At 70.0% G+C, this 23,688-nt stretch carries 14 protein-coding genes; 3 read left to right on the top strand and 11 right to left on the bottom strand.

The features are described 5' to 3' along the window. Nucleotides 1–27: 27 nt before the first annotated feature. From RA210_RS02525 to RA210_RS02515, 3 genes are read right to left on the bottom strand one after another with little or no spacing between them, the layout of a single operon-like run. Nucleotides 28–1,371 carry a TolC family outer membrane protein gene (locus RA210_RS02525; protein ID WP_201485297.1) on the bottom strand — a complete coding sequence of 448 codons (1,344 nt, stop codon included), beginning with the start codon at nt 1,369–1,371 and terminating at the stop codon, nt 28–30. Nucleotide 1,372: 1 nt separating this feature from the next. Next, complete coding sequence (locus RA210_RS02520) at nt 1,373–2,710, bottom strand: HlyD family type I secretion periplasmic adaptor subunit (RefSeq protein WP_236574600.1); 1,338 nt, start codon at nt 2,708–2,710, stop codon at nt 1,373–1,375. Beyond that, a complete protein-coding gene (locus tag RA210_RS02515; protein ID WP_201485295.1) occupies nt 2,710–4,440 on the bottom strand; it encodes a type I secretion system permease/ATPase in 1,731 nt (576 codons plus the stop codon). The genes RA210_RS02520 and RA210_RS02515 overlap by 1 nt, the downstream gene beginning before the upstream one ends. A 475-nt stretch (nt 4,441–4,915) precedes the next feature. On the opposite strand from RA210_RS02515, the gene RA210_RS02510 reads away from it, so the two are divergent. Then, a complete protein-coding gene (locus RA210_RS02510) occupies nt 4,916–5,599 on the top strand; it encodes a response regulator (RefSeq protein ID WP_136490662.1) in 684 nt (227 codons plus the stop codon). Between the two features lie 22 nt (nt 5,600–5,621). Here the strand turns inward: RA210_RS02510 and RA210_RS02505 are convergent, their stop codons facing one another. Next, on the bottom strand, nt 5,622–7,118 hold the full coding sequence (locus tag RA210_RS02505) for a sensor histidine kinase (protein WP_201485294.1): 1,497 nt from the start codon (nt 7,116–7,118) through the stop codon (nt 5,622–5,624). A 274-nt stretch (nt 7,119–7,392) separates the two neighbouring features. Between RA210_RS02505 and RA210_RS22050 the strand changes: the two genes are divergently transcribed. After that, nucleotides 7,393–13,446: a peroxidase family protein gene (locus tag RA210_RS22050; protein WP_201485293.1), complete on the top strand. Its 6,054-nt coding sequence runs from the start codon at nt 7,393–7,395 to the stop codon at nt 13,444–13,446. Between the two features lie 62 nt (nt 13,447–13,508). On the opposite strand, the gene RA210_RS02495 is transcribed toward RA210_RS22050, so the two are convergent. After that, nucleotides 13,509–14,447 (bottom strand): class I SAM-dependent methyltransferase, encoded by a 939-nt coding sequence (locus tag RA210_RS02495; protein WP_201485339.1) that lies wholly within the window; start codon nt 14,445–14,447, stop codon nt 13,509–13,511. Between the two features lie 113 nt (nt 14,448–14,560). Between RA210_RS02495 and RA210_RS02490 the strand changes: the two genes are divergently transcribed. Continuing rightward, nucleotides 14,561–14,980, top strand: coding sequence for a group II truncated hemoglobin (locus RA210_RS02490; protein ID WP_201485292.1), 420 nt, complete (start codon nt 14,561–14,563; stop codon nt 14,978–14,980). A 7-nt stretch (nt 14,981–14,987) separates the two neighbouring features. Here the strand turns inward: RA210_RS02490 and nhaA are convergent, their stop codons facing one another. The 6 genes from nhaA to RA210_RS02460 all read right to left on the bottom strand — a co-directional run bounded on the left by nhaA (nt 14,988) and on the right by RA210_RS02460 (nt 23,598). Continuing rightward, the gene (nhaA, locus tag RA210_RS02485; RefSeq protein ID WP_201485291.1) at nt 14,988–16,388 is read right to left on the bottom strand and encodes a Na+/H+ antiporter NhaA; all 1,401 of its coding nucleotides are present in this window, start codon (nt 16,386–16,388) and stop codon (nt 14,988–14,990) included. 354 nt (nt 16,389–16,742) lie between these two features. Beyond that, nucleotides 16,743–17,312 (bottom strand): bacteriohemerythrin, encoded by a 570-nt coding sequence (locus RA210_RS02480; protein ID WP_201485290.1) that lies wholly within the window; start codon nt 17,310–17,312, stop codon nt 16,743–16,745. A 231-nt stretch (nt 17,313–17,543) separates the two neighbouring features. Further along, nucleotides 17,544–19,553, bottom strand: coding sequence for a DNA helicase Rep (gene rep, locus RA210_RS02475; protein ID WP_201485289.1), 2,010 nt, complete (start codon nt 19,551–19,553; stop codon nt 17,544–17,546). Nucleotides 19,554–19,649: 96 nt separating this feature from the next. Beyond that, nucleotides 19,650–21,611 (bottom strand): BCCT family transporter, encoded by a 1,962-nt coding sequence (locus RA210_RS02470; protein WP_136491557.1) that lies wholly within the window; start codon nt 21,609–21,611, stop codon nt 19,650–19,652. A 195-nt stretch (nt 21,612–21,806) separates the two neighbouring features. Next, nucleotides 21,807–23,303 (bottom strand): YifB family Mg chelatase-like AAA ATPase, encoded by a 1,497-nt coding sequence (locus tag RA210_RS02465; protein ID WP_201485288.1) that lies wholly within the window; start codon nt 23,301–23,303, stop codon nt 21,807–21,809. Nucleotides 23,304–23,337: 34 nt separating this feature from the next. Continuing rightward, nucleotides 23,338–23,598, bottom strand: a complete 261-nt coding sequence (locus RA210_RS02460; RefSeq protein WP_136491709.1) for an accessory factor UbiK family protein — start codon at nt 23,596–23,598, stop codon at nt 23,338–23,340. Between the last annotated feature and the right edge of the window lie 90 nt (nt 23,599–23,688).

Here is a 23,688-nt window from a genome sequence, read left to right as displayed (position 1 = left end):
TTTACAAGGTTTTGCCGGGGCCGCCGCTCAGAATGCCAGCCGCGGTCCCAGGTAGGCGTTCGCCTGGTCGATGTCGTCGACGCCCAGGGCTCCGGCCAGGGCGGCCAGGCGCAGCCGGGAGAGCAGGTAGCGCAGCTTGGCCTCGAACAGGTCGCGCCGCGCGCTGTACACCAGTTCCTCGGCGTCGAGGATGTCCACGTTGGTGCTGGTGCCGGCGAGGAAGCCCTTCCTTACCGAGTCCAGCGACTTCTCGCCGGACCTGACGGCGGTCTCCAGGGCGCGGATGCGCGCCTCGCCGCTCTGCACGCTCTGGAACTCGCGGGTGGTGTCGGAAACGATGGCCTCGCGGGCGACGCTCAGGTCGTCCTCCGCCTGTGCCCGGCTGGCGCTGGTCTGGCGCACGCGGGCGCTGGTGTAGCCGCCGCTGAACAGCGGCATGTTCATTTCCAGGCCGATCGAGCCGTAGCGGTTGCGCTGGTCCACGGTGGACAGCGAGTCGCTGTCCGCCGCGGTGTAGCCGAGCACCAGGTCGAGAGTCGGCCAGTGGCCGGCGCGGGCCTTGGCCACTTCCTGCTCGGCGACCGCGACGCCGAGGCGCCGGGCGCGGACCGCGGGGTTGTCGCTGCCGGCCCTGGCGATCCAGTCGGCGAGCTCGGCAGGCTGCAGCGGCGGCGTGGCGAAGCGCTCCTGCAGGGTGGCGATGTGCTCGGGGGCTTCGCCGAGAAACTCCTGCAGGCGTCGCCGGGTCACCTGCAGGTTGTCCCGGGCCTCGAGCAGTTCGGCGCTCGCCAGGTCGCGCCGGGCGACCGCCTCGTCGACGTCGGTGACCGTGCCATCGCCAAGCTCCAGACGCCGGCGGGTCGAGGCCACCTGCTCCTCGAAGGCGCGCAGCTTGGTCGCGGCCAGCTCGATGGTCTGGTGGGCGAGCAGCACGTCGAAATAGCGCCCCGCCAGCTGCACGGCGGCATCCTGGGTCTTGGCGTCGAACACCGCCGCGCCGGCGTCGGCCTGGTAGCCGCCCTGCCGGTAGCCGGCCAGCTTCTGCCCGTTGAAGAGCGGTTGGCGCAGCTGCACGCTGGCGCTCCGGGCGGTGTAGTCCAGGTTGTTGTCGCGGCTGCGGCCGAAGACGTCCGGCTGCCGCTGGCTGCCGTCGATCCGGCTGCCGGAGGCGCTCAGGCCGACCTGCGGCAGCAGGCCGGCGCGGCCGAGGGCGCGGTTCTCGGCGGCGGCGGCCTTCTCGTTGGCGGCGGAGCGGTAGATCGGCCCCTGGTATTGCAGCAGGTCCCAGGCCTGGCGCAGGTCCAGCGCCTGGGCCGGCAGGGCGAGGCAGGCGATCCCCAGGGCGCAGGCAAGCGCCGGTCCTTGGTTCATCTCACTGCTCCTTGAACGAACTGGCGACCCTGTCGAGGAGAGGTTTGAGCAGGTAGCTCAGCAGGTTGCGCTCCCCGGTCCGGATGGTGACCGAGGCCGGCATGCCGGCGCGGATGCGGTTGGCGCCGAGCATCGCCATGCCCTCCGTGGTGACCTCGATCTGGGCAAGGTAGAACGGCTGGCGGCTTTCCTCGTCGATCAGCCGGTCGGCCGACACCGTCAGCACCCGGCCGGGGATGCTGGGGGTCTGCGCGTGGTTGAAGGCGGGGAAGGCGATGCTCACCGGCAGTCCGGGCTCCATCCGGTCGATGACCTGCACCGGCAGCATGGCGTCGATCTGCAGCGGCTCGTTGGCCGGGACTATCTCCATGATCCTGGCGCCCGACTGGATCACGCCGCCGATGGTGGCGATGTTCAGGCCCTGGACCATGCCGTCGATGGGGGCGCGGATGACGGTGTGGCGGACCTGGTAGTCGAGGGCCTGCAGGCGGTCGGCGAGGGCGCTGCGCTCCTTGCGGACGTCGGCCAGCTGCGCCTGGATCTCCTTGCGATAGTCGTGGTCGTGCTGGCGGATGCGCAGGCGCAGCTCGGCCGCCTGCCCGCGGATGCGTGCGAGTTCGTTCTGGTTCTCCGCCTGGGCGGCGTTCAGCTCGGCGGCGCTGCGCTCGAGTTCGAGCATGCGGTTGCGCGGGATGTAGCCTTCGGCCGCCAGCTGGCGCGCGCCGTCGAGTTCCTGCTGGAGAAAGCGCAACTGCGCGGCGCGGGCGGCGTAGATCTGCTGCAGCCCCTTGGCCTGGTTCTCCGCCGAGTCGAGCGACTCCTGCAGGATGCTGACCTCGCCGGCGCGGCTGGTGCGCCGGGTGGCGAACAGGCGCCTCTGCAGGTCGAGCGCCGCGGCCAGCTCCGCGCTGTCGCCGAAGCGTTCCGACAGCCCGGCATCGAAGGCGACCTGCTCGCGGTCGTCGCGCTCGGCCTCCAGGCGGTTCTCCATCGTGCGGGCGGCGAGGTACTGGGCGCCGATCACGCCCTGCTCGGCGCGGGCCTCGGTGGCGTCGAGGCGGACCAGCGGCTGGCCCTCGCTGACGCTGTCGCCCTCGCGCACCAGAATGGCCTCCACGCTGCCGCCGGTCAGGTGCTCAATGCTCTTGCGGTTGCTCGACACCTTCACGGTGGCGGAGGCGACCACCCCGGCATCCAGCGGCGCCAGCCAGGCCCACAGCAGGAAGCCGCCGAAGGCGACCAGCACCAGCGCCAGGCCGCGGCGCACGGTCTTGCGGTCGTCGACCGCGATGGTCGGGGCGGGGCAGGGGCTGCCCTGGCCGAAATCCAGCGTGGACATCATTCCCTCCTCCCGACCGCGGTCAGGGTATTGGCGGCGGGGTGCGCGCTGGCCGGCGCCAGCGCGGCGAGCACCTCGTCGCGGGGGCCGAACAGCTGCATAACGCCCTCGCGCAGCAGCAGGAGCTTGTCGACGGCGTTGAGCGTGCCGGGGCGGTGCGAAACGATGACGGTCGTGCAGCGGCGCTGGCGGAGCATGGCGATGACCTCGAGCAGCGCCCGCTCGCCGGCGTCGTCGAGGCTGGCGTTCGGCTCGTCGAGGACGACCAGGCTCGGCTCGCCGTAGATGGCGCGCGCCAGGCCGATGCGCTGCTTCTGCCCGCCGGACAGCGGGTGGCCGTCGGCGTCCAGCAGGGTGTCGTAGCCCCTGGGGAAGCGCAGGATCATCTCGTGCACGCCGGCGCGCCTGGCGGCGAGGACGACCGCCTCGCCGTCGATCTCGCCGAAGCGGGCGATGTTCTCCGCGATGCTGCCCTCGAACAGCTCGACGTCCTGCGGCAGGTAGCCGAGCCACGGCCCGAGTTCCTCCTTGTTCCAGGCGAAGACGTCCGCGCCGTCGAGGCGGACCTTGCCGCTGAGGGGCGGCCAGATGCCCACCAGCAGGCGGGCGAGGGTCGACTTGCCGGCCGCCGAGGGGCCGATGATGCCCAGCGACTCGCCTGGCGCCAGGCGCAGGTTCACCCCGCGGATGATCGGCTGGGTCGAGCCCGGTGCGCCGGCGTGGAGGTTCTCGACGCTCAGCAGGCCGAGCGGACGCTGCAGCGGCATCGCCGCCGGCGGGGTCGGGAAGTCCTCCAGCAGCTGGCGCAGGCGGCCCCAGGCGCGGCGGGCGCCGAGCAGCGGCCGCCAGGCGCCGATGACCTGCTCGACCGGCGCCAGCGCCCGGCCGCTGAGGATCGAGCAGGCGATCATCATGCCCGGGGTGATCTGCCCGTCGATGGCCAGCAGCGCCCCGGCGCCGAGGATCAGCGACTGCAGGGTCAGCCGCACGAAGCGGCCCAGGCCGCCGATCCAGGCGGCGCGGTCCGAGGCGAGCGTCTGCTTGTCGAGGATGCGCAGGTAGCTGGCGAACCAGCGCCGGCCGATGGCCGGCAGCATGCCCAGCGCGGCGATGGCCTCGGCGTTGCGCAGGTTGTTGTTGGCGAAGCTGGCCGAGGCCTGGCTCGCCTGGTTGGCCTCGGCCAGCGGCTTGGCGGTGGCCAGCTCGGTGAGGAAGGTCAGCGCCACCAGCAGCAGCGAGCCGGCCAGGGTGAGGAAGCCGAGCAGGGGGTGGACGAGGAAGGCGATGGACAGGTAGATCGGCGTCCAGGGCGCATCGAAGAAGGCGAACAGGCCGTTGCCGGTGAGGAACTGGCGCACCTGGGCGAGATCCTGCAGGGCCTGCGCCGGATTGCCGCCGGCGCGGCTCAGGTTGCGCTCGAAGGCGGCGCGGAAGACCCGGCGGCTGAGGCTCATGTCGAGGCGGTTGCCGACGCGGATCATCACCCGGCTGCGCAGCGTCTCGAGCAGGGCCAGCAGCACGTACAGGCCGACCATCAGCAGGGTCAGCATCAGCAGCGTGGTGGAGTTGGCGCTGACCAGGGCGCGGTCGTAGACCTGCAGCATGTAGACCGCTGGGGTGAGCATCAGCAGGTTGATGACCCCGCTGAAGCCGGCCAGCGCGTAGAAGGTATGGCGCAGGCTGAACAGGGCCTCGGCGAGTTCGGAGCGTGGCTTCGGTTTGCGGTCCATCGTGCTCATCCACGGCAGCGGATCATGGGCGATCCCGTGCGGCAGGCCCGGCCCTTCCGGGGCGGGTCCCGCGGCGCAACGGCCCTGTCACGGCTTTCAGGGTCAGCTTAGGCGGGAGGCGCCGTGCGGCGAGCGCGGCGGGCCGGCGCGGAGCCGCTGCCTGCGCTTCGGTCGGCGGGAAGGTCCAGTGAAAACAAGGGCTTGGCGGGGGCTGGCGGTCCCTGCGACGGCCGTTTGGCGGGGCGAAATCGTCGGACCTAAGTCCGGGGTGCCCGCACGCGGAGCGCGCCTGCGGCGGTGCGAGCCGACGAGCGTAGCGGCGCCGCGCCGGCGGCCTGCTACGCTGCCAGAAAAGGCCGGCAACCCGGCGGGCGTCCGTCCCGCCCGGGGCGAACGGTTGCGACCGGCGAGCGGCGCGGTCCGCGGGCGCGGGGCGCCGAGAGGGTCGGGATGGGGGCTAGAGAAGGATCTTTCCATGCAGATCAGGATTGGTGTCGTGGACGATCACCCGCTGTTGCGCGAGGGCGTCGTCAACACGCTCAGGAAGCGGGCCGATCTCAAGGTGGTGGAGCAGGGCGGCAGCGCCGACGAGGCGCAGTCGATCGCCGAGCGCCTCGCTCCGGATGTCCTGCTGATGGACGTGAACATGCCCGGCGACACCTTCGCCGCGGTGCGCGCGATCGCCTCGCGCCTGCCTGCCGTCAAGATCATCATGCTCACCGTCTCCGAGTCGGAGGAGGATGCCTGCTGCGCGCTCGAGGCCGGGGCGAAGGGATATCTGCTCAAGGGCATCAGCGGGCCGGATCTGGTGCAGGCCATCCGCATCGTGGCCATGGGGGCCATCTACATAAGTCCGGCGCTGGAGAAGAAGTTGCTGCAGAACTTCGGCAGGCAGGAAGCCGACAAGAAAGGCGTCAGGCTGACCCACCGTGAGGAGCAGGTCATTCGCGAAGTATCCAACGGGCTGACCAACAAGGAAGTTGCCTGGCGACTGGCGATCAGCGAGAAGACGGTGAAACACTACATGACCTGCGTCATGCAGAAGTTGAATGCCCGCAACCGCGTCGAGGCGGTCGCCGCCCTGCGCCGTTACTGGGAGCGCGAAAGCATGGGGCGGATGATCTTCGGGGCGTCGCTGCACGACTCCAAGGAATCGTGAAGTTCCGGCATCCTGCGCCGCGCTACAGTCTGAATTGCGCCTTCACCGTGGTGCCCTGTCCCGGCTGCGAGTCGATGGTGAAGAAGCCGCCGAGCGATTCCACCCGATAGCGCAGGCCGGCCAGGCCCAGGCGGGCATTGTCGCCGCCCCCCACCTCCGGCGCCCGCGCCGGCATCCCCGGTCCGCGGTCCGATACCTGCACGCTCAGCAGTCCGTTGCCATAGCTGGCGGCCAGCATCTGGCCGGCGCCATCGGCATGGCGGAAGGCGTTGTTCAGGCATTCCTGGACGAAGCGGTAGATGCAGATCTTCAGGGGCAGGGGCGCGCTCGGGGGCAGCGGCGCCAGCGCCAGCTCGACCGCCGTCGAGGTCCGCTGCATGTGCCGCTGGGCGGCGAGCTGCAGCTCCTCGTGCAGCGTCAGGTCGTTGACCTCCGGGAGGGCCAGGCCGCGGGAGATGTCGCGGATTTCCCGCAGGGCATCCTGGGCGGCGCCCCTGATCGTCTCGTACTCCTCGCCGGGGGTGCCATGGGCCGCGCCGAGCTGCTCGGCGAGGTCGTCGAGGCGGATGAGGATCAGGGTCAGCAGCTGCGCCGGGCCATCGTGCAGGTCGGCGCCGAGGCGCCTGAGGGTGAGCTCGTTGATCTTCCAGAACTCGTGGGTGGCATTGGTGATCCGCTTCTGCAGCTTGGCGTTCTTGCGATGCAGGCGGGCCTGGGCGATCACGCGCGCGTTCAGCGCCATGCGCTGGTGCTGGATGATCCGGTCGCCGCGGCGGACGAAGAAGTAGATCAGCCCCAGCATGGCCAGGGTCGCGGTGCCGACCACCAGCCAGACCTGCCGGCGCACCCGGCCGATTTCCTTCTCGAGCCCGTCGGCCCTTTCGTAGAACTCGCCGACGGCGACGACCTTGCCGCTGTCGGCGGCGCGCAGCGGGGCGTAGATCTCGTAGAGGGGGATGGCGAGGCTGCGCTCGAAGTCGTTCTCCTCCTGCTCGAGATCCTCGAGGGCGGTGACCACCCGGCCGGCCAGCGCCCCGGCGATCTCGTCCATGGGAAAGCTGCGGTGGGTGATCGACTTGTCCGTGCTGTAGGCCACGGTGCCGTCCGTGCGCCAGATCTTCACCGAGGCGACGTGGCGCCTGAGCGACGGGCTGCGGGTCAGCTGGTCGAGCGCCCGGGTGCTCTGCGGCGAGAGGGTGGCGGTGCTGCTCAGCTCCTGCACGTAGGGTTCCAGGAAGGCCTCCATGTAGAGCGCACCGGCCTCGGCCGCGCTCTGCAGGGCGGCGCTCTGCACCCGCGCGCTGACCAGGTTGCCGACGAAGGTCATGGTCAGGCCGAGGGTCAGCGCGGCGGCGACGAGGAACTGGGTGGAGCGGCTCATGCCGTGGCTGGCGCCGTGCGGCAGGTCCGGCCTGCCGCGATTTTCCTGGCGGGAATGGCGGGCGCCTCCGACCAAGGTCCGAGCAGCGACCGGGCCTGAAGTCGCCGAATTCGATTGGACCTTTTCGTTCTTCGCCATTTTCCGCACGCCCCTAGACTCTACAGACAGGTGACGGATGAAGACTATCACCATACGGGAGATGGGGCGCACGACTGTCGGGCAAAAAAGAATGCGGCACTAATCGGTAACTTCGGGGCGCATTTCGCGATTGTCCGGGCGGGAGGGGAAGTCGCTCTTTGCGCAGCGAAAGTCCGGCGTGGATATACATGGTGAAGTTCGCCGGCAAGGAATAACTCCGGACTCGCGGAGGCGGATCCGAAGTTATGGGATTCAATCGCCAGGGGAAAACATCATGGCCACCAGTTATGTTCTCAAACCTTTCCGCTTCAATATTTCCGATCTGAACTTCATGCGGGACCAGATCAACTTCCGCCCCCTGTACGATGCCGCTGGCAATGCCGTCATCAACTGGGACGGAACCGGCACCGTGTACAACGCCAAGGGGGTTGCCTATCAGGATCTGGGCAGCCCGGCGGCCAACATCGCCGCCTACGGCCAGTCCTATGCCGCGGTGACCGCCGCCCAGGGCCTGCGCGATCCGTCCGGTCTGAACAACAACCTGTACCTGGTGAACGCCACCTGGGGCGCGGTCGACCAGCCTTTCCTGCAGCGCACCCAGGTGGTGTACGACCAGTACGTCAGGCCGCTGGATGCCGGCGATCCGAATGCCTTCTACGCGCTGAAGTTCGCCACCAGTCCGAACCCGGCCGCGGCGGACTACACCAAGCGCGGCGACGACCTGTCCACCCCGGACGTCGACGAGGCCTCGCCGGTGCAGAACGTCGTCGACTACACGCCGCGCATGATCAGCCAGCTGACCACCACGGCTGGCGTGACCTTCCAGACCGAGCCCGGCGGCAGCCACCTGGTCAAGGACGCCAACGGCTTCACCCAGGTCGCCGACTACGGCCTGCTCGAGGCGCTCGGCCAGCAGGACGCCCAGCGCCCGGTCAACGAGGACGGTTCGGCCAGCAACGAATTCTTCGTCGGCGCGCAGAACCCCGGCATGGCGCCGGTCAACGGCTGGTTCGTGCTGTTCGGCCAGTTCTTCGACCACGGCCTCGACTTCGTCGGCAAGGGCGGCGACGGCACCCGGATCACCATCAACCTGGCGCCGGACGATCCGCTGTACGGCGTCATCGATCCCACCACCGGCCAGCCGGCCAGCAAGATCGTCATCACCCGTGCCGACGTCAGCGGCTTCACCGCCGACGGCACGCCGCAGTGGGTCAACCACACCTCGCCCTACATCGACCAGAGCCAGACCTACGGCTCCAGCCAGCAAGTGACCGACCTGCTGCGCGAGTGGGTGTCCACCGACAACGGCGCGAGCTACCACGCCGGTGCCCACATGCTGGACGGCAACACCTCGGCGGCCTGGCAGAACGCCTTCGGCGAGACGACCCATGCCACCCTGCCCACGCTGAACGAACTGCGCGCGCACCTGATCGCCACCGGCCGCGACGACCTGAGCTGGGAGGACGTGGCCAACCTGCGCAACCGCGACGCGGCAGGGCACGTGGCGACCGGCGCGGAGGCGGGCAATTCCGGCCAGGCGCTGATCCTCGACATGAACCCGCGCTTCGACGAAGCGCATTTCGAGAACCCGCTGAACCCGGACGCGGCCGCCGATTTCGCCGCCGGCATCGCCACCCTCAAGGCCGCGGCCCAGGCGCTGGGCGCCGGCTACGACTTCGCCTACGTCGACGGCGCCGGGGCCAACGACGGCTATCTCGAACTCAAGCTGCCCACCGGCGCCATGGGTCCGGGCTCGCCGGCCATGACCCTGACCGGCGCCAGCGCGCTGGCCCTGTGGGTGAACTTCGCCGACTTCAGCATCAAGACCAGCATGCAGGCCGGTCCCGGGGTGATCGCCATCGACCCGGCAGTGCGTGCCGCGGTCGGCGACCTGCTGCTGGCCGCGGTGGGCGACCACTACATCGCCGGCGACGGCCGGGTGAACGAGAACATCGGCCTGACCGCGGTCCACCACGTCTGGCACGAGGAGCACAACTTCCAGGTGCGCAACATCCAGGCGGCCGTCACGGCCGAGGACCTGCGCCAGGAGCGGCTCGACCAGCACGGCACCTACGACCACGACCTGCTCCACGAATGGCAGGTGGCCACCGCCAGCCAGGACGCCAGCGGCAACTACCTCAACGCCGACGGCTCCATCGCCTGGGACGAGGCCAGGCTGTTCCACGCCGCCAAGATCACCGTCGAGATGGAATACCAGCACACCGCGGTGGACCAGTTCGCCCGCACCATCACCCCCAACATCGCCGAGTTCGTCGGCTACAACAGCGGCGAGCAAGGCGACGTCAGCCTGGACTTCGCCCAGGTGGCCTACCGCTTCGGCCACAGCACGCTGCGCGAGTCGATCGACCTGATCGATCCCGACGGCGACATCACCGGCGCGGTGATGCGCGTCGCCCTGGAGCACGCCTTCCTCACCCCCGAGCTGTTCGCGCAGAAGGGCGCGGCCGCCATCGCCCTGGGCATGACCCACCAGCAGGCCAACGAGATCGACGAGTTCGTCACCCCGGCGCTCAACCAGGGCCTGCTGGGCATGCCGCTGGACCTGGCGGCGATCAACATCGCCCGCGGTCGCGACCTCGGCATCCCCACCCTCAACGAGTTCCGCAAGGCCATCGGCCTCAGCGAGTACGCCAGCTGGGCCGACTTCGGCGCCAACATGATCCACCCGGACAACCTGGTGAACTTCATCGCCGCCTACTCGTTCGACGGCAACCTCGAGCGCGCCGCGGCGCTGATCGGCCTGGAGAACGGCAGCATCGCCGAGGGCGACGCCGCCGCCCTGGGCTACACCTACCAGCAGGCGCTGGACTTCCTGCAGAACACCGACGCTTCGCTCTACGGCGTCGACGGCTTCCGGCACATCGACACCTGGCTGGGCGGCCTGGCCGAGGTGCACGTCACCGGCGGCCTGCTCGGCGAGACCTTCGACACGGTGTTCGCCGACCAGATCAGCCGGCTGATGAACGGCGACCGCTTCTACTACCTGTACCGCCTCGACCAGCTGCAGATGGGCGAAGGCATCGTCAACGAGCAGTTCAAGGACATCGTCGAGCGCAACACCGGCCTCGAGCACCTCAACGGCAGCGTGTTCGCCTACGCCGACAAGTACTACGACCTGTCGGAAACGGCGGCGGCCAACGCCAGGACCGAGCACAAGTACGGTGACGTGCTGGCGGCCAACCCGACGCTGGGCATCTATTCCACCAAGGGCAGCGCCACCACCGGCAACGGCGCCATCGTCAGCGTCAACGGCGTGCAGTACGTCCGCGACCTGCGCGTCGAGGACAGTGCGGCCACCTCGGGCACCACCGCCATCAACGGCGGCCTCAACCTCGACGGCACGCCCAACAGCGGCGCCGAGGCGCACGAGGTGATAGTCGGCAGCGACAACGCCGACCTGATCTACGCCTGGGGCGGCGACGACACCGTCTACGGCGAAGGCGGCAACGACATCCTCTACGGCGGCAACGGCATCGACCGCATCTACGGCGGCGACGGCGACGACCGCATCCTCGGCGGCGACGGCGGCGACCTGCTCGATGGCGGCGCCGGCGACGACTATGTGAGCGGCGAACAGACCGCGGTCGCCGCGGCCGGCGTCGACCAGGTGATCGGCGGCGAGGGCAACGACATCCTGCACAGCGGGGTGGGCATCGACAAGCTGTCCGGCGAGGCGGGCGACGACTTCATCTTCGGCGAGGGCGACACCGACGCCTTCACCCATGGCGGCGACGGCAACGACATCATCGACGGCGGCATCGGCGGCGACCTGTTGTGGGGCGACGGCGGCGACGACCTGATCATCGGCGGCGACGACCAGGACATCTCGGCCGGTCTCGACGGCGACGACATCCTGCGTCCCGGACCCTTCTCCCAGGCCATGGGCGGCGGCCCGGACGAGGTGCTGGGCGGCGACGGCAAGAGCGACCGCGGCAACGACGGCAAGGGCGTCGGCTTCGACCTGATCGACTTCAGCGACCACGCCTGGTCGCCGCAGGGCGTCAGCGTGGACTTCTCGACCCAGCAGAACCCGATCGCCGCCATCGACGGCACCACGCCCTTCCCGGCCTGGGTGGGCATCGAGGGGGTGATCGCCAGCCAGGGCAACGACCGCATCCTCGGCGACGCCAACGGCAACTGGCTGATCGGCGGCAGCGGCGACGACCAGCTGACCGGCGGCAGCGGCAACGACCTGCTGATCGGCGATGGCATCCGCCTGGACAGCCTGATCGGTACCTACGCCGGCGGCTACGATCACTACGTCGATGGCGCCAGCCACCGGGCCGACGGCTTCATCCAGAACAACGGCCTGCTCGACGCCGCCGGCCCCGGCTTCGACAAGCACTTCACCGAGATGCTCAAGTCGGCCACCTTCAAGGACCTCGAGCTGGGTGGCAGCCAGGTCGCGCGGCTGTGGCGCAACGGCGTGGCGGGCAGCGATCTCGCCGACAGCGTCACGGTGGGCGACGGCGGCACGGCCGGCGCGGCCGACACCGCGGTGTTCGCCGGCAACCGCGCCGACTACAGCGTGGAGCGGATCTTCTTCGACCTCGCCACCCGCACGGTGGTCGCCGCGTCCGGCCCCGCCACCATCACGGCCTTCCGGATCAGCGACACGCTGGCCGGCCGCGACGGCACGGACCTGGTGGTCGGCGTGGAGAACTTCCGCTTCGCCGATGCCACCGTGGGCCAGGCCCAGCTGCTCAACAGCGCGCCGCAGATCACCTCGGACGGCGGCGGCGAGACGGCGGCGCTGAGCGTGGCCGAGAACGCCACGGCGCTGACCACGGTCACGGCGACCGACGCCGATGCCGGCAGCGTGCTGACCTACTCCATCGGCGGCGGGGCCGATGCGGCGCGCTTCGCCATCGACGCCGCGACCGGCGTGCTGAGCTTCGTGGCCGCGCCCGACTTCGAGGCGCCGGCGGATGCCGACGGCAACAACGTCTACGAGCTGATCGTCCAGGTCAGCGACGGCATCGCCGTGGATGCCCAGGCTCTGGCGGTGACCGTGCAGAACGTCAACGAGGCCGCCAGCGGGGCGCTGCACATCGCCAGCTACACCAGCGGCAACGCGTCGGCGAGCCTCACGGCCAGCAATACCCTGGCCGATCCGGACGGCATGAGCGGCTTCGTCCGCTACCAGTGGCAGCGGCTGGTCAACGGCAACTGGGTGAACATCGCCGGCGCCACGGGGGCCACGTTGAGCAACCAGAGCAATACCAGCGTGCGGGTGACCTCCAGCTATGCCGATCCCTTCGGCAGCTACAGCTTCGTCTCCGCGGAAACCGCCTTCATCACCGGGACCGACACTGGCAACGTCAAGTCCGGCAGCGCGGGCAACGACATCCTGCTGGGGCTGGGCGGCAACGACACCCTCACCGGCGGCGCCGGCAACGACACCGTGGACGGCGGCACGGGCAACGACACGCTGCGGGCGAGCGTCGGCGACGGCGACGATGCCTACCTGGGCGGCGCCGGCATCGACACCTACGACCTGTCGGCGACCACGGCGGCGGCCAGCGTCGACCTCGGCGCCGGCACGGCCTTCAGTGCCGAGACCGGCAGCGACACGCTGTCCGGCATCGAGAACGTGCGCGGCAGCAGCGGCGACAACCTGATCGGCGACGCCGTCGGCGCCAACCAGCTGCTCGGCAATGGCGGCAACGACACCTTCGTGCTGCACGGCGACAATGCCCGCGACGACATCCAGGGCGGCGTGGGCGTCGATACCGTCGACTATTCGGCGGCCACCGCCGACCTGAGCGTGAACCTCGGCGCGTTCGGCGTGGTGGTGGGCGGCACGGGCAGCACGACGGCGCTGAGCGACACGCTGAGCAGCATCGAGAGCTTCATCGGCGGCTCCGGCAACGACAGCATCACCGGCAGTGCCGCCGGCAACCGGCTGAGCGGCGGCGGCGGCAACGACACGTTGACCGGCGGGGCCGGCGCCGACGTGCTGAGCGGCGGGGCGGGCGTCGACCGCTTCGACTTCAACGCCATCGGCGAGTCGGGCGTGGGAGCGGCCGCGCGGGACGTCATCACCGACTTCCAGAGCGGCGTCGACAAGCTGGACTTCTCGACCATCGATGCCAACACCGGCAGTTGGGGCAACCAGGCGTTCGCGTTCAATGCCACGGCCGGCGCCGCGCTCACCGGCCCGGGGCAGTTGACCTATCACTACGAGACCATCGGCGGGCAGGAGTACACGGTGATCGACGGCAACGTGAACGCCAATCCGGGCAGCGACTTCCAGGTGGCCCTGGTCGGCCATCAGGTGCTCACCGCCACGGACTTCATCGTCTAGCCGCGGCGCCGCCGGCGCCGGCGAACCCCGTGCCCGTCACGGGGTTCGTCGCTGGCGGCGGCCTAGGCCGTGCGGAACACCAGCGCCTTGAGGCCGCTGTCGGGATGGATGTCGGCGAACTCCGGCGGGTTGGCGAGGCGCTCGACGAAGTGCAGCTGCGGCGCCTCGGCGGCCATGCCCTCGATCAGGAAGTCGGGGCCGATGCCGGGGTCGTTGACGCAGGCCAGCACCGTGCCTCCTTCGCTGAGCAGCTCGGGCAGGCGGCGGAGGATCTTGCGGTAGTCGCTGGTCAGGGCGAAGCTGCCCTTCTGGAACGACGGCGGATCGATGATGATCAGGTCGTAGGGTCCGTACCTGCGCACCTTGCCCCACGACTTGAACAGCTCGTGGCCGAGGAACTCGACCTGCGCCAGGTCGTGGCCATTGAGGCGGTGGTTGTCGCGCCCGCGGCTGAGCGCGGCCCTGGCCATGTCGAGGTTGACCACCTGGGCGGCGCCGCCGGCGATGGCCGCAACAGAGAAGCCGCAGGTGTAGGCGAACAGGTTGAGCACGCGCTGGCCGGCGGCCTGCTCGCGCACCCAGCGCCGGCCGTAGCGCATGTCGAGGAACAGGCCGTTGTTCTGCTTGCGGCCGAGGTCGAGCTTGTAGCGCAGGCCGTCCTCGTCGATCAGCCATTCCTCCAGTTCCGCGCCGAGCAGCCAGTCCATGCGGCTGTCGGCCAGGTAGCGGTGCTGCAGCAGCAGGTGGTGCGCGCCGCTGTGCCGCCAGGCGGCGCTGCCGGCCAGCTCCAGCAGCATCGCGGTCAGCGCCTGCAGTCCGTCTGTCTCCGGCTCGCGGAACAGCGACACCAGCAGCACGCCCTGCAGCCAGTCGACGGTGACGTGCTCGAGTCCCGGCCAGCGCCGGCCGCGGCCGTGGAACAGGCGGCGCGCCTCGGCGGGCACGGTGTCCAGGGCGGTCAGGAGCTGCTGCTGCAGGGTGGCGATGGCGTCGGCGTGCATGGCGGATGGTGGTCGCAGGTGAGGGGCGCGCATTCTAACCGCAGCGGCCCCCTGCCCGGCGAGGAGCGACGAAAGGCTAGAATGCGCTCTTTCCCCGCAGCCGAGGACGCCCGATGAGCAGCACTCCCACCTACGGCGTCGGCGACGCCTCCTACCAGGCCGCCGGCGGCATCGACGGCCTGCGCCGCCTGGTCGACGACTTCTACCGGATCATGGACGAGTCGCCGGCCGCGGCCGAGCTGCGCCGCCTGCATCCGGAGAGCCTGGAGGCCTCGCGCGACAAGCTGACCTGCTTTCTCAGCGGCTGGCTGGGCGGGCCGAAGCTGTTCGCCGAGAAGTACGGTCCGATCGTGATCCCCGCCTTCCACGCCCAGTGGCCGATCGGCGAGGCGCTCGCCGAGGCCTGGCTGGACTGCATGGCCCAGGCGGTCGCCCGCCAGGGCTACGCGCCGGAGTTCGCCGCCTACCTGATGCAGCAGCTGCGCGTGCCTGCTGCGCGCATCGTCCAGGCCAGCCGCAACCGCCACGGCTGAGCGGCGGTCAGCTCGACAGCGCCTGCGCGGAGCTGTCGTCGCCCCGGCTGGCGCCGGCCCTGGCGGCGCGGGCGCGCCGCACCAGCAGGCCGCCCAGGGTCAGGCCCAGACAGGCGGCCAGCGCCGAGGCGATCAGCACGCCCAGCTTGGCGGCGCCGAGCAGGCTGGCGTCGGCGAAGGCCAGGGTGGCGATGAAGATCGACATGGTGAAGCCGATGCCGGCCAGCACGCCGATCAGCCCCAGCCACGACCAGTTCATGCCCGCCGGCAGGCGGCACCAGCCCAGGCGGACCAGCAGCCAGCTGCTCAGCAGGATGCCGAGCGGCTTGCCGACCACCAGGGCGAGGGCGACGCCGAGCATCACCGCCGTGGCACCGCCACCGTTCAGGTCGATGCCGTCCAGGTTCACCCCGGCGTTGGCGAGGGCGAACAGCGGCATGATGCCGTAGGCCACCCAGGGATGCAGGGCCAGCTGCACGCGCACCACCGGCGGCAGCAGCTCGCGCTGGGCGTAGCGCAGCCGCCGGACCGGCTGCATCAGTTGCTGGGCATCGCTCTCGCCGTTGCGCGCGCGCTCGGCGAATTCCTCCAGGGCGCGGCTGGCGGAGTCCAGCGGAGCCTCGCCACGCGTCGGCAGCACCGGGGTCAGCAGGCCGAGCACCACGCCGGCCAGGGTCGGGTGCGCGCCGGTGTGCAGCAGGCCGAACCACAGCAGGGCGCCGGGCAGCACGTAGGCCCAGGCCGAGCCGATGCCGATGGCCTGGAAGCCGAGCACCAGCAGCAGGCCGGCGCCGGCGATCAGGAAGCCGTTCGGGTCGAGACCGCCCGAGTAGAACAGGGCGATGATCAGCACGGCGATGACGTCGTCGATGATCGCCAGGGCGAGCAGGAAGATGCGCACGCAGCCGGGGATCGACTTGCCGAGCAGGGCCAGCACGCCGACGGCGAAGGCGATGTCGGTGGCGGTGGGCACCGCCCAGCCCTGGCGCAGGCCCTCGCCGCCGGCGATGGCCAGGTAGATGAGCGCCGGCGCGACCACGCCGCCGAGCGCCGCGCCCAGCGGCAGCGCGGCCTGGCGCAGGTCGGCGAGGGCGCCGTCGTGGATCTCGCGGCGGATCTCCATGCCGACCACCAGGAAGAACACGGTCATCAGCGCGTCGTTGATCCAGAAGTGCAGCGAGTGGGAAACGCTGAAGTCGCCCAGGCTGAAGCCCAGCGGCAGGTGCCAGAGGTGCGCGTAGCTGTCGGCGGCCGGCGAGTTGGCCCAGGCCAGGGCGATGGCGGCGGCCAGCAGCAGGACGATGCCGCTGACGGCTTCGATGTGCAGGAAGTGCTCGAGGGCGTTGAAGGCCTTGTCGGCGATACGCTGCGCAGCCGGCAGCGCCTTGCGGGAAGGGGTCGGGGTCATGGTTGCTCATGCTCTGCGGCTGTGTGGCGGCCCGACCAACACAAGAAACCTGTCCGCCTGCAACCTGCAGTGCGGACACCCGTTTTTCACCCTACACAGCCCGCCTGCAAATGGCCAGCCATCCGGGGCGGGCGGCTGGCGCTGCTGCGGGCATCGGGCGTTCTGTCTCGAATGGGCCGATCCTGCACTGAAGTGTAGCGATGTCCTGGGGATCTGCACGGTTGTCGGCAGGCATGCACGCCCCCGTCCGGCAAGGCGTCGGGGCGGTGAAACACATCCTGTTACACAGCCGCGGCGCGGCCTGCCTGGCGCGGCCGGGTCCACCGGCCGAGCGGAGCGCGCGCGGGGCGCCGCTCAGGCCGAGAGGCCGTTGTTCTCCAGGACCTGTTCCAGATAGGCCACCCGCTCGGTGGCGTCGGTCCACAGGTGGACCAGCGCCTCGACCACCGGGCGGTAGATGTTGGCGTTGAAGTTGGTGTTCTCGGCGATTGCGTAGGCCTCTTCGGGACTGCGCCCCGCCTTGATCTCGCGCAGCTGGACGCCGAGTTCCTGGTCGGTGCGCAGGGTGTGGAACACCAGCCAGGAGGTCACGAAGCTGACCAGCCGGTCGAAGTGCTGGGAGATGCCGAGGTCGACGGGGCGGCTGCGGATCTTGCCGAGATCGTAGAAGAACGACTTGTGCGCCATCTGCTGCATCTTGATGTGCCGGGGATCGACCTTGTGCTGCAGCATGATCTCCTCCTCGTCGGCGAAATGCTTGTTGGCGTAGTCGAGGAGGGCGTCCAGGGCGGCATCCAGCTCCTGATCGTTCTCGTTGCCGGAAGCGATGTCGCGGGCGATCTTGTCGAGCATGACGAACAGCTGCTCATGCTCCCGGTCGACGGTGTCTTCGCCGATGGCGAAGCGCGGGCTCCATTGAAACATGCGGCCTTCCTTTTTCGCGGGTGGTTTGTCGGAGTGGTTGCTGATGCCTTCGTACCACTTGTGGCGCGCGGCGGCCAGTGGGCGCAAGCATGAGGCGCGGCTCCGGGCCGGAAAGCATCCGGCGGCAGGCCGGCGAGGGCCGGCTCCCGCTCAGGAGCGGGGTGCGGCCGGCGGGATTGGTTCGCTGCCCCGGATGTCGAGGCTGCCGAGGGTGACCCGGCCGCCTGATGCTCAGCGCTTGAGCAGCGCCCGTATATCCGCCAGCGCACTGTTGCCGCGCTTGGCCTTGACCTCCACCGGCGCATCCTCCTGGCCTTCCCAGACCAGGTCTTCCGGCGGCAGTTCGTCGAGGAAGCGGCTCGGCAGGCAGTCGATCACCTCGCCGTACTGCTTGCGCTTGGCGGCGAAGGTGATGGCGAGGTTCTTCTTCGCCCGGGTGATGCCGACGTAGGCCAGGCGGCGCTCCTCCTCGACGGTATCGGCCTCGATGCTGGAGCGGTGCGGGAGGATCTCCTCCTCCATGCCCATGATGAACACCGAGGGGAATTCCAGGCCCTTGGAGGCGTGCAGGGTCATCATCTGCACGCCCTCGGCGCCGTCCTCCTCCTCCTGCTGGCGTTCGAGCATGTCGCGCAGCACCAGCTTGGCGATGGCCTGCTCGATGGTCATGTCGCCGTCCTCGTCCTTCTCCAGGGTGTTCTTCAGCGCCTCGAGGAGGAACCAGACGTTGCTCATCCGGTACTCGGCGGCCTTGTCGGTGGAGCTGTTCTCGCGCAGCCAGTTCTCGTAGTCGATGTCGGCGATCATCCCGCGCAGGGCGGCGATCGGGTCGTCCTGGGCGCACTGGCGGCGCACCCGGTCGAGGAAGTGCTTGAAGCGCGCCAGGCGCTCGCAGTAGCGGGCGTCGAGGTGCTCGCGCAGGCCGATCTCGTCGCTGGCCTCGTACATGCTGATCTTGCGCGCGGTGGCGTAGTTGCCGAGCTTCTCCAAGGTGGCCGAGCCGATCTCGCGGCGCGGCACGTTGATGACGCGCAGGAAGGCGTTGTCGTCGTCCGGGTTGACCAACAGGCGGAAGTAGCTCATCAGGTCCTTCACCTCCTGGCGGGCGAAGAAGCTGGTGCCGCCGGACAGCCGGTAGGGGATCTGGTGGTGCTGCAGCTTCAGCTCCATCAGCTTGGCCTGGTAGTTGCCGCGGTAGAGGATGGCGAAGTCGCTGTACGGGCGCTGGGTGCGCAGGTGCTCGGTGAGGATCTCCATGGCGATGCGCTCGCACTCGGCCTCCTCGTTCCTGCAGCGGATCACGCGGATTTCGTCGCCGTGGCCCATCTCGCTCCACAGCTGCTTCTCGAACACGTGCGGGTTGTTGGCGATCAGCACGTTGGCGCACTTGAGGATGCGGCTGGTCGAGCGGTAGTTCTGCTCGAGCATCACCACCTTGAGGCTGGGGAAGTCCTCCTTGAGCTGCATCAGGTTCTCCGGCCGTGCGCCGCGCCAGGCGTAGATCGACTGGTCGTCGTCGCCGACCACGGTGAACTGCGCGCGCTCGGCGACCAGCAGCTTGACCAGCAGGTACTGGCTGGCGTTGGTGTCCTGGTATTCGTCGACCAGCATGTAGCGCACCCGGTTGCGCCACTTCTGCAGCACCTCGGGGTGCTCCTGGAACAGCTTGACCGGCAGCAGGATCAGGTCGTCGAAGTCGACCGCGTTATAGGCCTTGAGGGTGCGCTGGTAGTGCAGGTAGACGATCGCGGCGGTCTGCTCGCGCGGGTTGCGCGCCTTGGCCAGCGCCTCCTCGGGGAGGATCAGGTCGTTCTTCCAGGCGCCGATCAGGTTCTTGATCTCGTCGACGCCGTCGTCGCCCTGGTACTCCTTCTGCATGATGTCGGCGAGCAGCGCCTTGACGTCGCTCTCGTCGAAGATCGAGAAGCCCGGCTTGTAGCCCAGGTGGGCGTGCTCCTTGCGGATGATGTTGAGGCCGAGGTTGTGGAAGGTCGACACCGTCAGGCCGGCGCCCTCGCGGCCGCGCAGCAGGTGGCCGACGCGCTCCTTCATCTCCCGCGCCGCCTTGTTGGTGAAGGTCACCGCGACGATGTGCCGGGCGGCGATGCCGCACTGCTGGATCAGGTAGGCGATCTTGCGGGTGATCACGCTGGTCTTGCCGGAGCCGGCGCCGGCCAGCACCAGGAGCGGGCCGCTGATGTAGTGGACGGCTTCCTGCTGGCGGGGATTGAGTCGGGACATGCGGGCAGGGGTGTCTGGCTGCGGGGGGAAGGCGGCATTCTAGCAGGCCGCCCCGGTGCGCCGAACGGGGCGGCGACCGGGGGGCTGGCGCGCCCCTCAGCGCACCACGTGCAAAAAGTGCATGTGCCGCTCGTACTGGTCGAGGATGTCGTCGATCACCTCGTCGCGCGACCAGCCCATCACGTCGTAGTCCTGGCCGCCCTCCTGCAGGTGCACCTCGGCGCGGAAGTACTTGCGCTCCTCGTCGCCCTCGAGCATCACGAAGCTCGGCTGCACGTAGGCGCGCGGATGCACCTCGTAGACGAAGTCGACCTCGGTGCCGTGGCGCACCTCCAGGCGCACGCGGTGGTCGTCGCCGCTCTGCACTTCGCCGGTCAGGCCCTGCTTGCGCAGCTCCTCGGCCACCGCCAGGCAGGCCGGCTGCACCACCTCGTCGAGGAAGCGGTTGACGTGGGCGCGGCGCGGGAACATCACCAGGTTGCGCAGGCGCCGCTGCCAGCCGCCGTGGATCTGCGCGTGGCGGCCGTGGCTGGGAGTCTGCTGGCGCAGCACGCGCTTGGTCGAGTCCAGGTGCAGGGCCTTGAGCAGACCCCACATCGAGGCCAGCAGGATGATCGAGAACGGCAGCGCGCTGGCGATGGTGGCGGTCTGCAGGGCGCTGAGGCCGTCGGCCAGCAGCAGGGCGATGGCCACCACGCCGGTCGAGCCGGCCCAGAAGATCCGCTGCCACAGCGGGGTGTGCGGGTTGCCGCCGGAGGCCAGCATGTCGACCACCAGCGCGCCGGAGTCGGCCGAGGTGACGAAGAACACCACCACCATCAGCACCGCCACCGTCGACAGCACGGAGGCGAAGGGGAACTGCTCGAGGAAGGCGAACAGCGCCAGCGAGCTGTCCTGGTCGACCGTCGCGGCCAGGCTGGTCAGGCCCTGCTGCATGATCATGTGGATGGCGCCGTTGCCGAACACGGTCATCCACAGCAGGGTGAAGCCGGCGGGGACGAACAGCACGCCGCAGACGAACTGGCGGATGGTCCGCCCGCGCGAGACGCGGGCGATGAACATGCCGACGAACGGCGACCAGGACATCCACCAGCCCCAGTACAGCAGGGTCCAGCCGCCCAGCCAGTCGGTCGGCTCGTAGGCGTACAGGTTGAAGGTCTTGCTGACGATCTCCGACAGGTAGCTGCCGGTGTTCTGCACGAAGGTCTGCAGCAGGTAGACGGTGGGGCCGAGCAGCAGCACCAGCAAGAGCAGGAACACGGCCAGGCCGAGGTTGAGCTCGGAGAGGATGCGGATGCCCTTGTCCAGGCCGGTGACCACCGACAGAGTGGCCAGCGCGGTGACCGCGACGATCAGGCCGATCTGCACGGCGGTGCCGACCGGCAGGCCGAACAGGTGGTTGAGGCCGCTGTTGATCTGCAGCACGCCGTAGCCCAGCGAGGTGGCCACGCCGAACACCGTGCCGAGGATGGCGAAGATGTCCACCGCGTGGCCGATGGGGCCGTGGATGCGTTCGCCGATCAGCGGATACAGCGCCGAGCGCAGGGTCAGCGGCAGGCCGTGGCGGTAGCAGAAGAAGGCGAGGATCAGCGCGACTATGGCGTAGATCGCCCAGGCGTGCAGGCCCCAGTGGAAGAAGGTCAGCTTCATCGCCTCGCGGGCGGCCTGCACGCTGTTGGGCTCGCCGACCGGCGGGGCGACGAAGTGCATCACCGGCTCGGCGACGCCGAAGAACATCAGGCCGATGCCCATGCCGGCGGAGAACAGCATGGCGAACCAGGTGGTGTTGCTGTAGTCGGGGCGGCTGTGGTCGGGGCCGAGCTTGATGTCGCCGTAGCGGCTGACGGCGAGGAACACCACGGTGATCAGGATCAGCGCCACGGCCAGCACGTAGAACCAGCTGGCGTTGCCGACGATCCAGCTCTGCACCTGGCCGAACAGGGCCTGGGCGGTCTGCGGCAGGGTTACGGCGAACAGCACCAGGGCGAAGATGAGGATGGCGGAGCCGAAGAACACCGGGGGGTTGAGGGTGCGCGCGGGGCGCGGGGAAGTTTCCATGGAGCAGGCTCTCCTTGTGATCGGATGGCCGCCAGGGGCGGGTATCGGAACAGACTGGACCGCGCCGGCGCCGAGCGCCAATCCCGGGCGCGGCGCGCCCGCGCGGTCCGCGGAGCCGACCACCCTACCAGCTCGATAGCTTTTTATGAAGGATTAGATTCTCCTGATAGCTTTGTCATATGCATGCCGGGTGCCTCAGCCGGGCTCGCCGCTCGCCCGGTACTGCAGCGCCTCGGCCAGCTGGGCGCGCCGGATGTCGGCGAGGCCTTCCAGGTCGGCCAGGGTGCGCGCCACCTTGAGCACGCGGTGCAGGGCGCGCAGCGACAGGCGCAGGCGCTCGCCGGCGCCCTCCAGCCACAGGCGGTCGGCCTCGGCGAGGGCGCAGTGGGCCTGCAGGCCGGGCAGGTCGAGGTGGGCGTTGGCGCAGCCCTGGCGCTCGAACTGGAGCGCCTGAGCGGCGGCCACCTGCCGGGCCAGCGTGGCGCTGTCCGGTCCCTCGCCGCTGGCGTGCAGGCGGGTCGGCTCGCGGCGCACGGCCAGGTGCAGGTCGATGCGGTCGAGCAACGGGCCGGACAGCCGGGCGCGGTAGCGCTGCACCTGCTCCGGGGTGCAGCGGCAGCGCTGCTCGGGATCGCCGAGGTAGCCGCACGGGCAGGGGTTCATCGCCGCCACCAGCTGGAAGCGTGCGGGAAAGCGCAGCTTGTCCTGGGCGCGGGCGATGACGATCTCGCCGCTCTCCAGCGGCTGGCGCAGCACGTCGAGGACGTGGCGGGGAAACTCCGGCAGCTCGTCGAGGAACAGCACGCCATGGTGGGCCAGGCTGATCTCGCCGGGCTTGGGGCGCGTGCCGCCGCCGACCAGCGCCGGCCCGGAGGCGCTGTGGTGCGGCTGGCGGAACGGCCGCTGCGGCCAGCCGCCCTGCGGCGCCAGGCCGGCCACCGAGTGGATGGCGGTCACCTCCAGCGCCTCGGCCTCGGTCAGCGGCGGCAGCAGGCCGGGCAGGCGGCTGGCCAGCAGGGTCTTGCCGGTGCCGGGCGCTCCGCTCAGCAGGAGATTGTGCCGGCCGGCGGCGGCCACCAGCAGGGCGCGCTTGGCGGCCAGCTGGCCCTGCACCTCGGCGATGTCGCCCCGTATCGGTGCAGGGGGCGGCAGGCCGCGGGCGGTCCAGGGCGCCAGCGGGCTGTGCCCGGCCAGGTGGGCGGCCACTTCCAGCAGGTGCTCGGCGGCGTACAGGGTCAGTCCCGAGACCAGCGCGGCCTCCTCGGCGTTGGCGCGCGGCACCAGCAGGGCGCGCCCGGCGGCGCGGGCGGCCAGCGCCGCCGGCAGCACGCCGCGCACGGCGCGCAGGGCGCCGGAGAGGGCCAGCTCGCCGAGGCACTCGAGGTTTTCCAGGCTGGCGGCGGGCAACTGGCCGCTGGCGGCGAGGATGCCGAGGGCGATGGCCAGGTCGAAGCGGCCGCCGTCCTTGGGCAGGTCGGCGGGGGCCAGGTTGAGGGTGATGCGCCGGCTGGGGTAGTCGAAGCCGCAGCTCTGGATCGCGCTGCGCACGCGGTCCTTGCTTTCGCGCACGGCGGTTTCCGGCAGGCCGACCAGGGTCAGCGAGGGCAGGCCGTTGGCCAGGTGGGCCTCGACGCTGACGGCGGGGGCGTCGATGCCGAGCTGGGCACGGCTGTGGACGATGGCGAGGGACATGATCGCTCCTTGATCGGGTGTCCCGGGGCGGCGCTTACGGCTGCGGCGGCTCCAGGCGGGCTTCCAGTTCGGCGACCCGGGCCTCGAGGGCCTCCAGGCGCGCGCGGGTGCGGGCCAGTACCGCCATCTGCGCGTCGAATTCGTCGCGGCCGACCAGGTCGAGTCTGGCGAAGGCGCCCTGCAGCAGGGCCTTGAACTGGGCCTCCAGTTCGGGGCGCGGCAGCGGCGAGTCGGCGCCGAACAGGCGGCTGGTCTGGCTGGCGAGAAGGTCGAGAACGGCTTTGGGCGGCAGCATGGCGGTCTTCCATCAACGGGAGCGGCCAGTCTAGCAAAGGCGTCGTCGCACCTGCGACGTGCGCGCAGGGCAGCGACGTTCCAGAGGGGT

Origin of the sequence: Pseudomonas sp. OF001 (genome assembly GCF_904426495.1) — a bacterium.
Lineage (GTDB): Bacteria > Pseudomonadota > Gammaproteobacteria > Pseudomonadales > Pseudomonadaceae > Geopseudomonas.
This window is presented reverse-complemented; position numbering and strand designations above follow the sequence as displayed.

Bases quoted from the DNA above. Each gene is read 5' to 3' on its own strand.
- RA210_RS02520 (WP_236574600.1), bottom strand. From the start codon at position 2,710: ATGTCCACGCTGGATTTCGGCCAGGGCAGCCCCTGCCCCGCCCCGACC.
- RA210_RS22050 (WP_201485293.1), top strand. From the start codon at position 7,393: ATGGCCACCAGTTATGTTCTCAAACCTTTCCGCTTCAATATTTCCGAT.
- RA210_RS02490 (WP_201485292.1), top strand. From the start codon at position 14,561: ATGAGCAGCACTCCCACCTACGGCGTCGGCGACGCCTCCTACCAGGCC.
- RA210_RS02465 (WP_201485288.1), bottom strand. From the start codon at position 23,303: ATGTCCCTCGCCATCGTCCACAGCCGTGCCCAGCTCGGCATCGACGCC.
- RA210_RS02480 (WP_201485290.1), bottom strand. From the start codon at position 17,312: ATGTTTCAATGGAGCCCGCGCTTCGCCATCGGCGAAGACACCGTCGAC.
- RA210_RS02515 (WP_201485295.1), bottom strand. From the start codon at position 4,440: ATGGACCGCAAACCGAAGCCACGCTCCGAACTCGCCGAGGCCCTGTTC.
- RA210_RS02505 (WP_201485294.1), bottom strand. From the start codon at position 7,118: ATGGCGAAGAACGAAAAGGTCCAATCGAATTCGGCGACTTCAGGCCCG.
- nhaA (WP_201485291.1), bottom strand. From the start codon at position 16,388: ATGACCCCGACCCCTTCCCGCAAGGCGCTGCCGGCTGCGCAGCGTATC.
- RA210_RS02510 (WP_136490662.1), top strand. From the start codon at position 4,916: ATGCAGATCAGGATTGGTGTCGTGGACGATCACCCGCTGTTGCGCGAG.
- rep (WP_201485289.1), bottom strand. From the start codon at position 19,553: ATGTCCCGACTCAATCCCCGCCAGCAGGAAGCCGTCCACTACATCAGC.
- RA210_RS02525 (WP_201485297.1), bottom strand. From the start codon at position 1,371: ATGAACCAAGGACCGGCGCTTGCCTGCGCCCTGGGGATCGCCTGCCTC.
- RA210_RS02460 (WP_136491709.1), bottom strand. From the start codon at position 23,598: ATGCTGCCGCCCAAAGCCGTTCTCGACCTTCTCGCCAGCCAGACCAGC.
- RA210_RS02495 (WP_201485339.1), bottom strand. From the start codon at position 14,447: ATGCACGCCGACGCCATCGCCACCCTGCAGCAGCAGCTCCTGACCGCC.
- RA210_RS02470 (WP_136491557.1), bottom strand. From the start codon at position 21,611: ATGGAAACTTCCCCGCGCCCCGCGCGCACCCTCAACCCCCCGGTGTTC.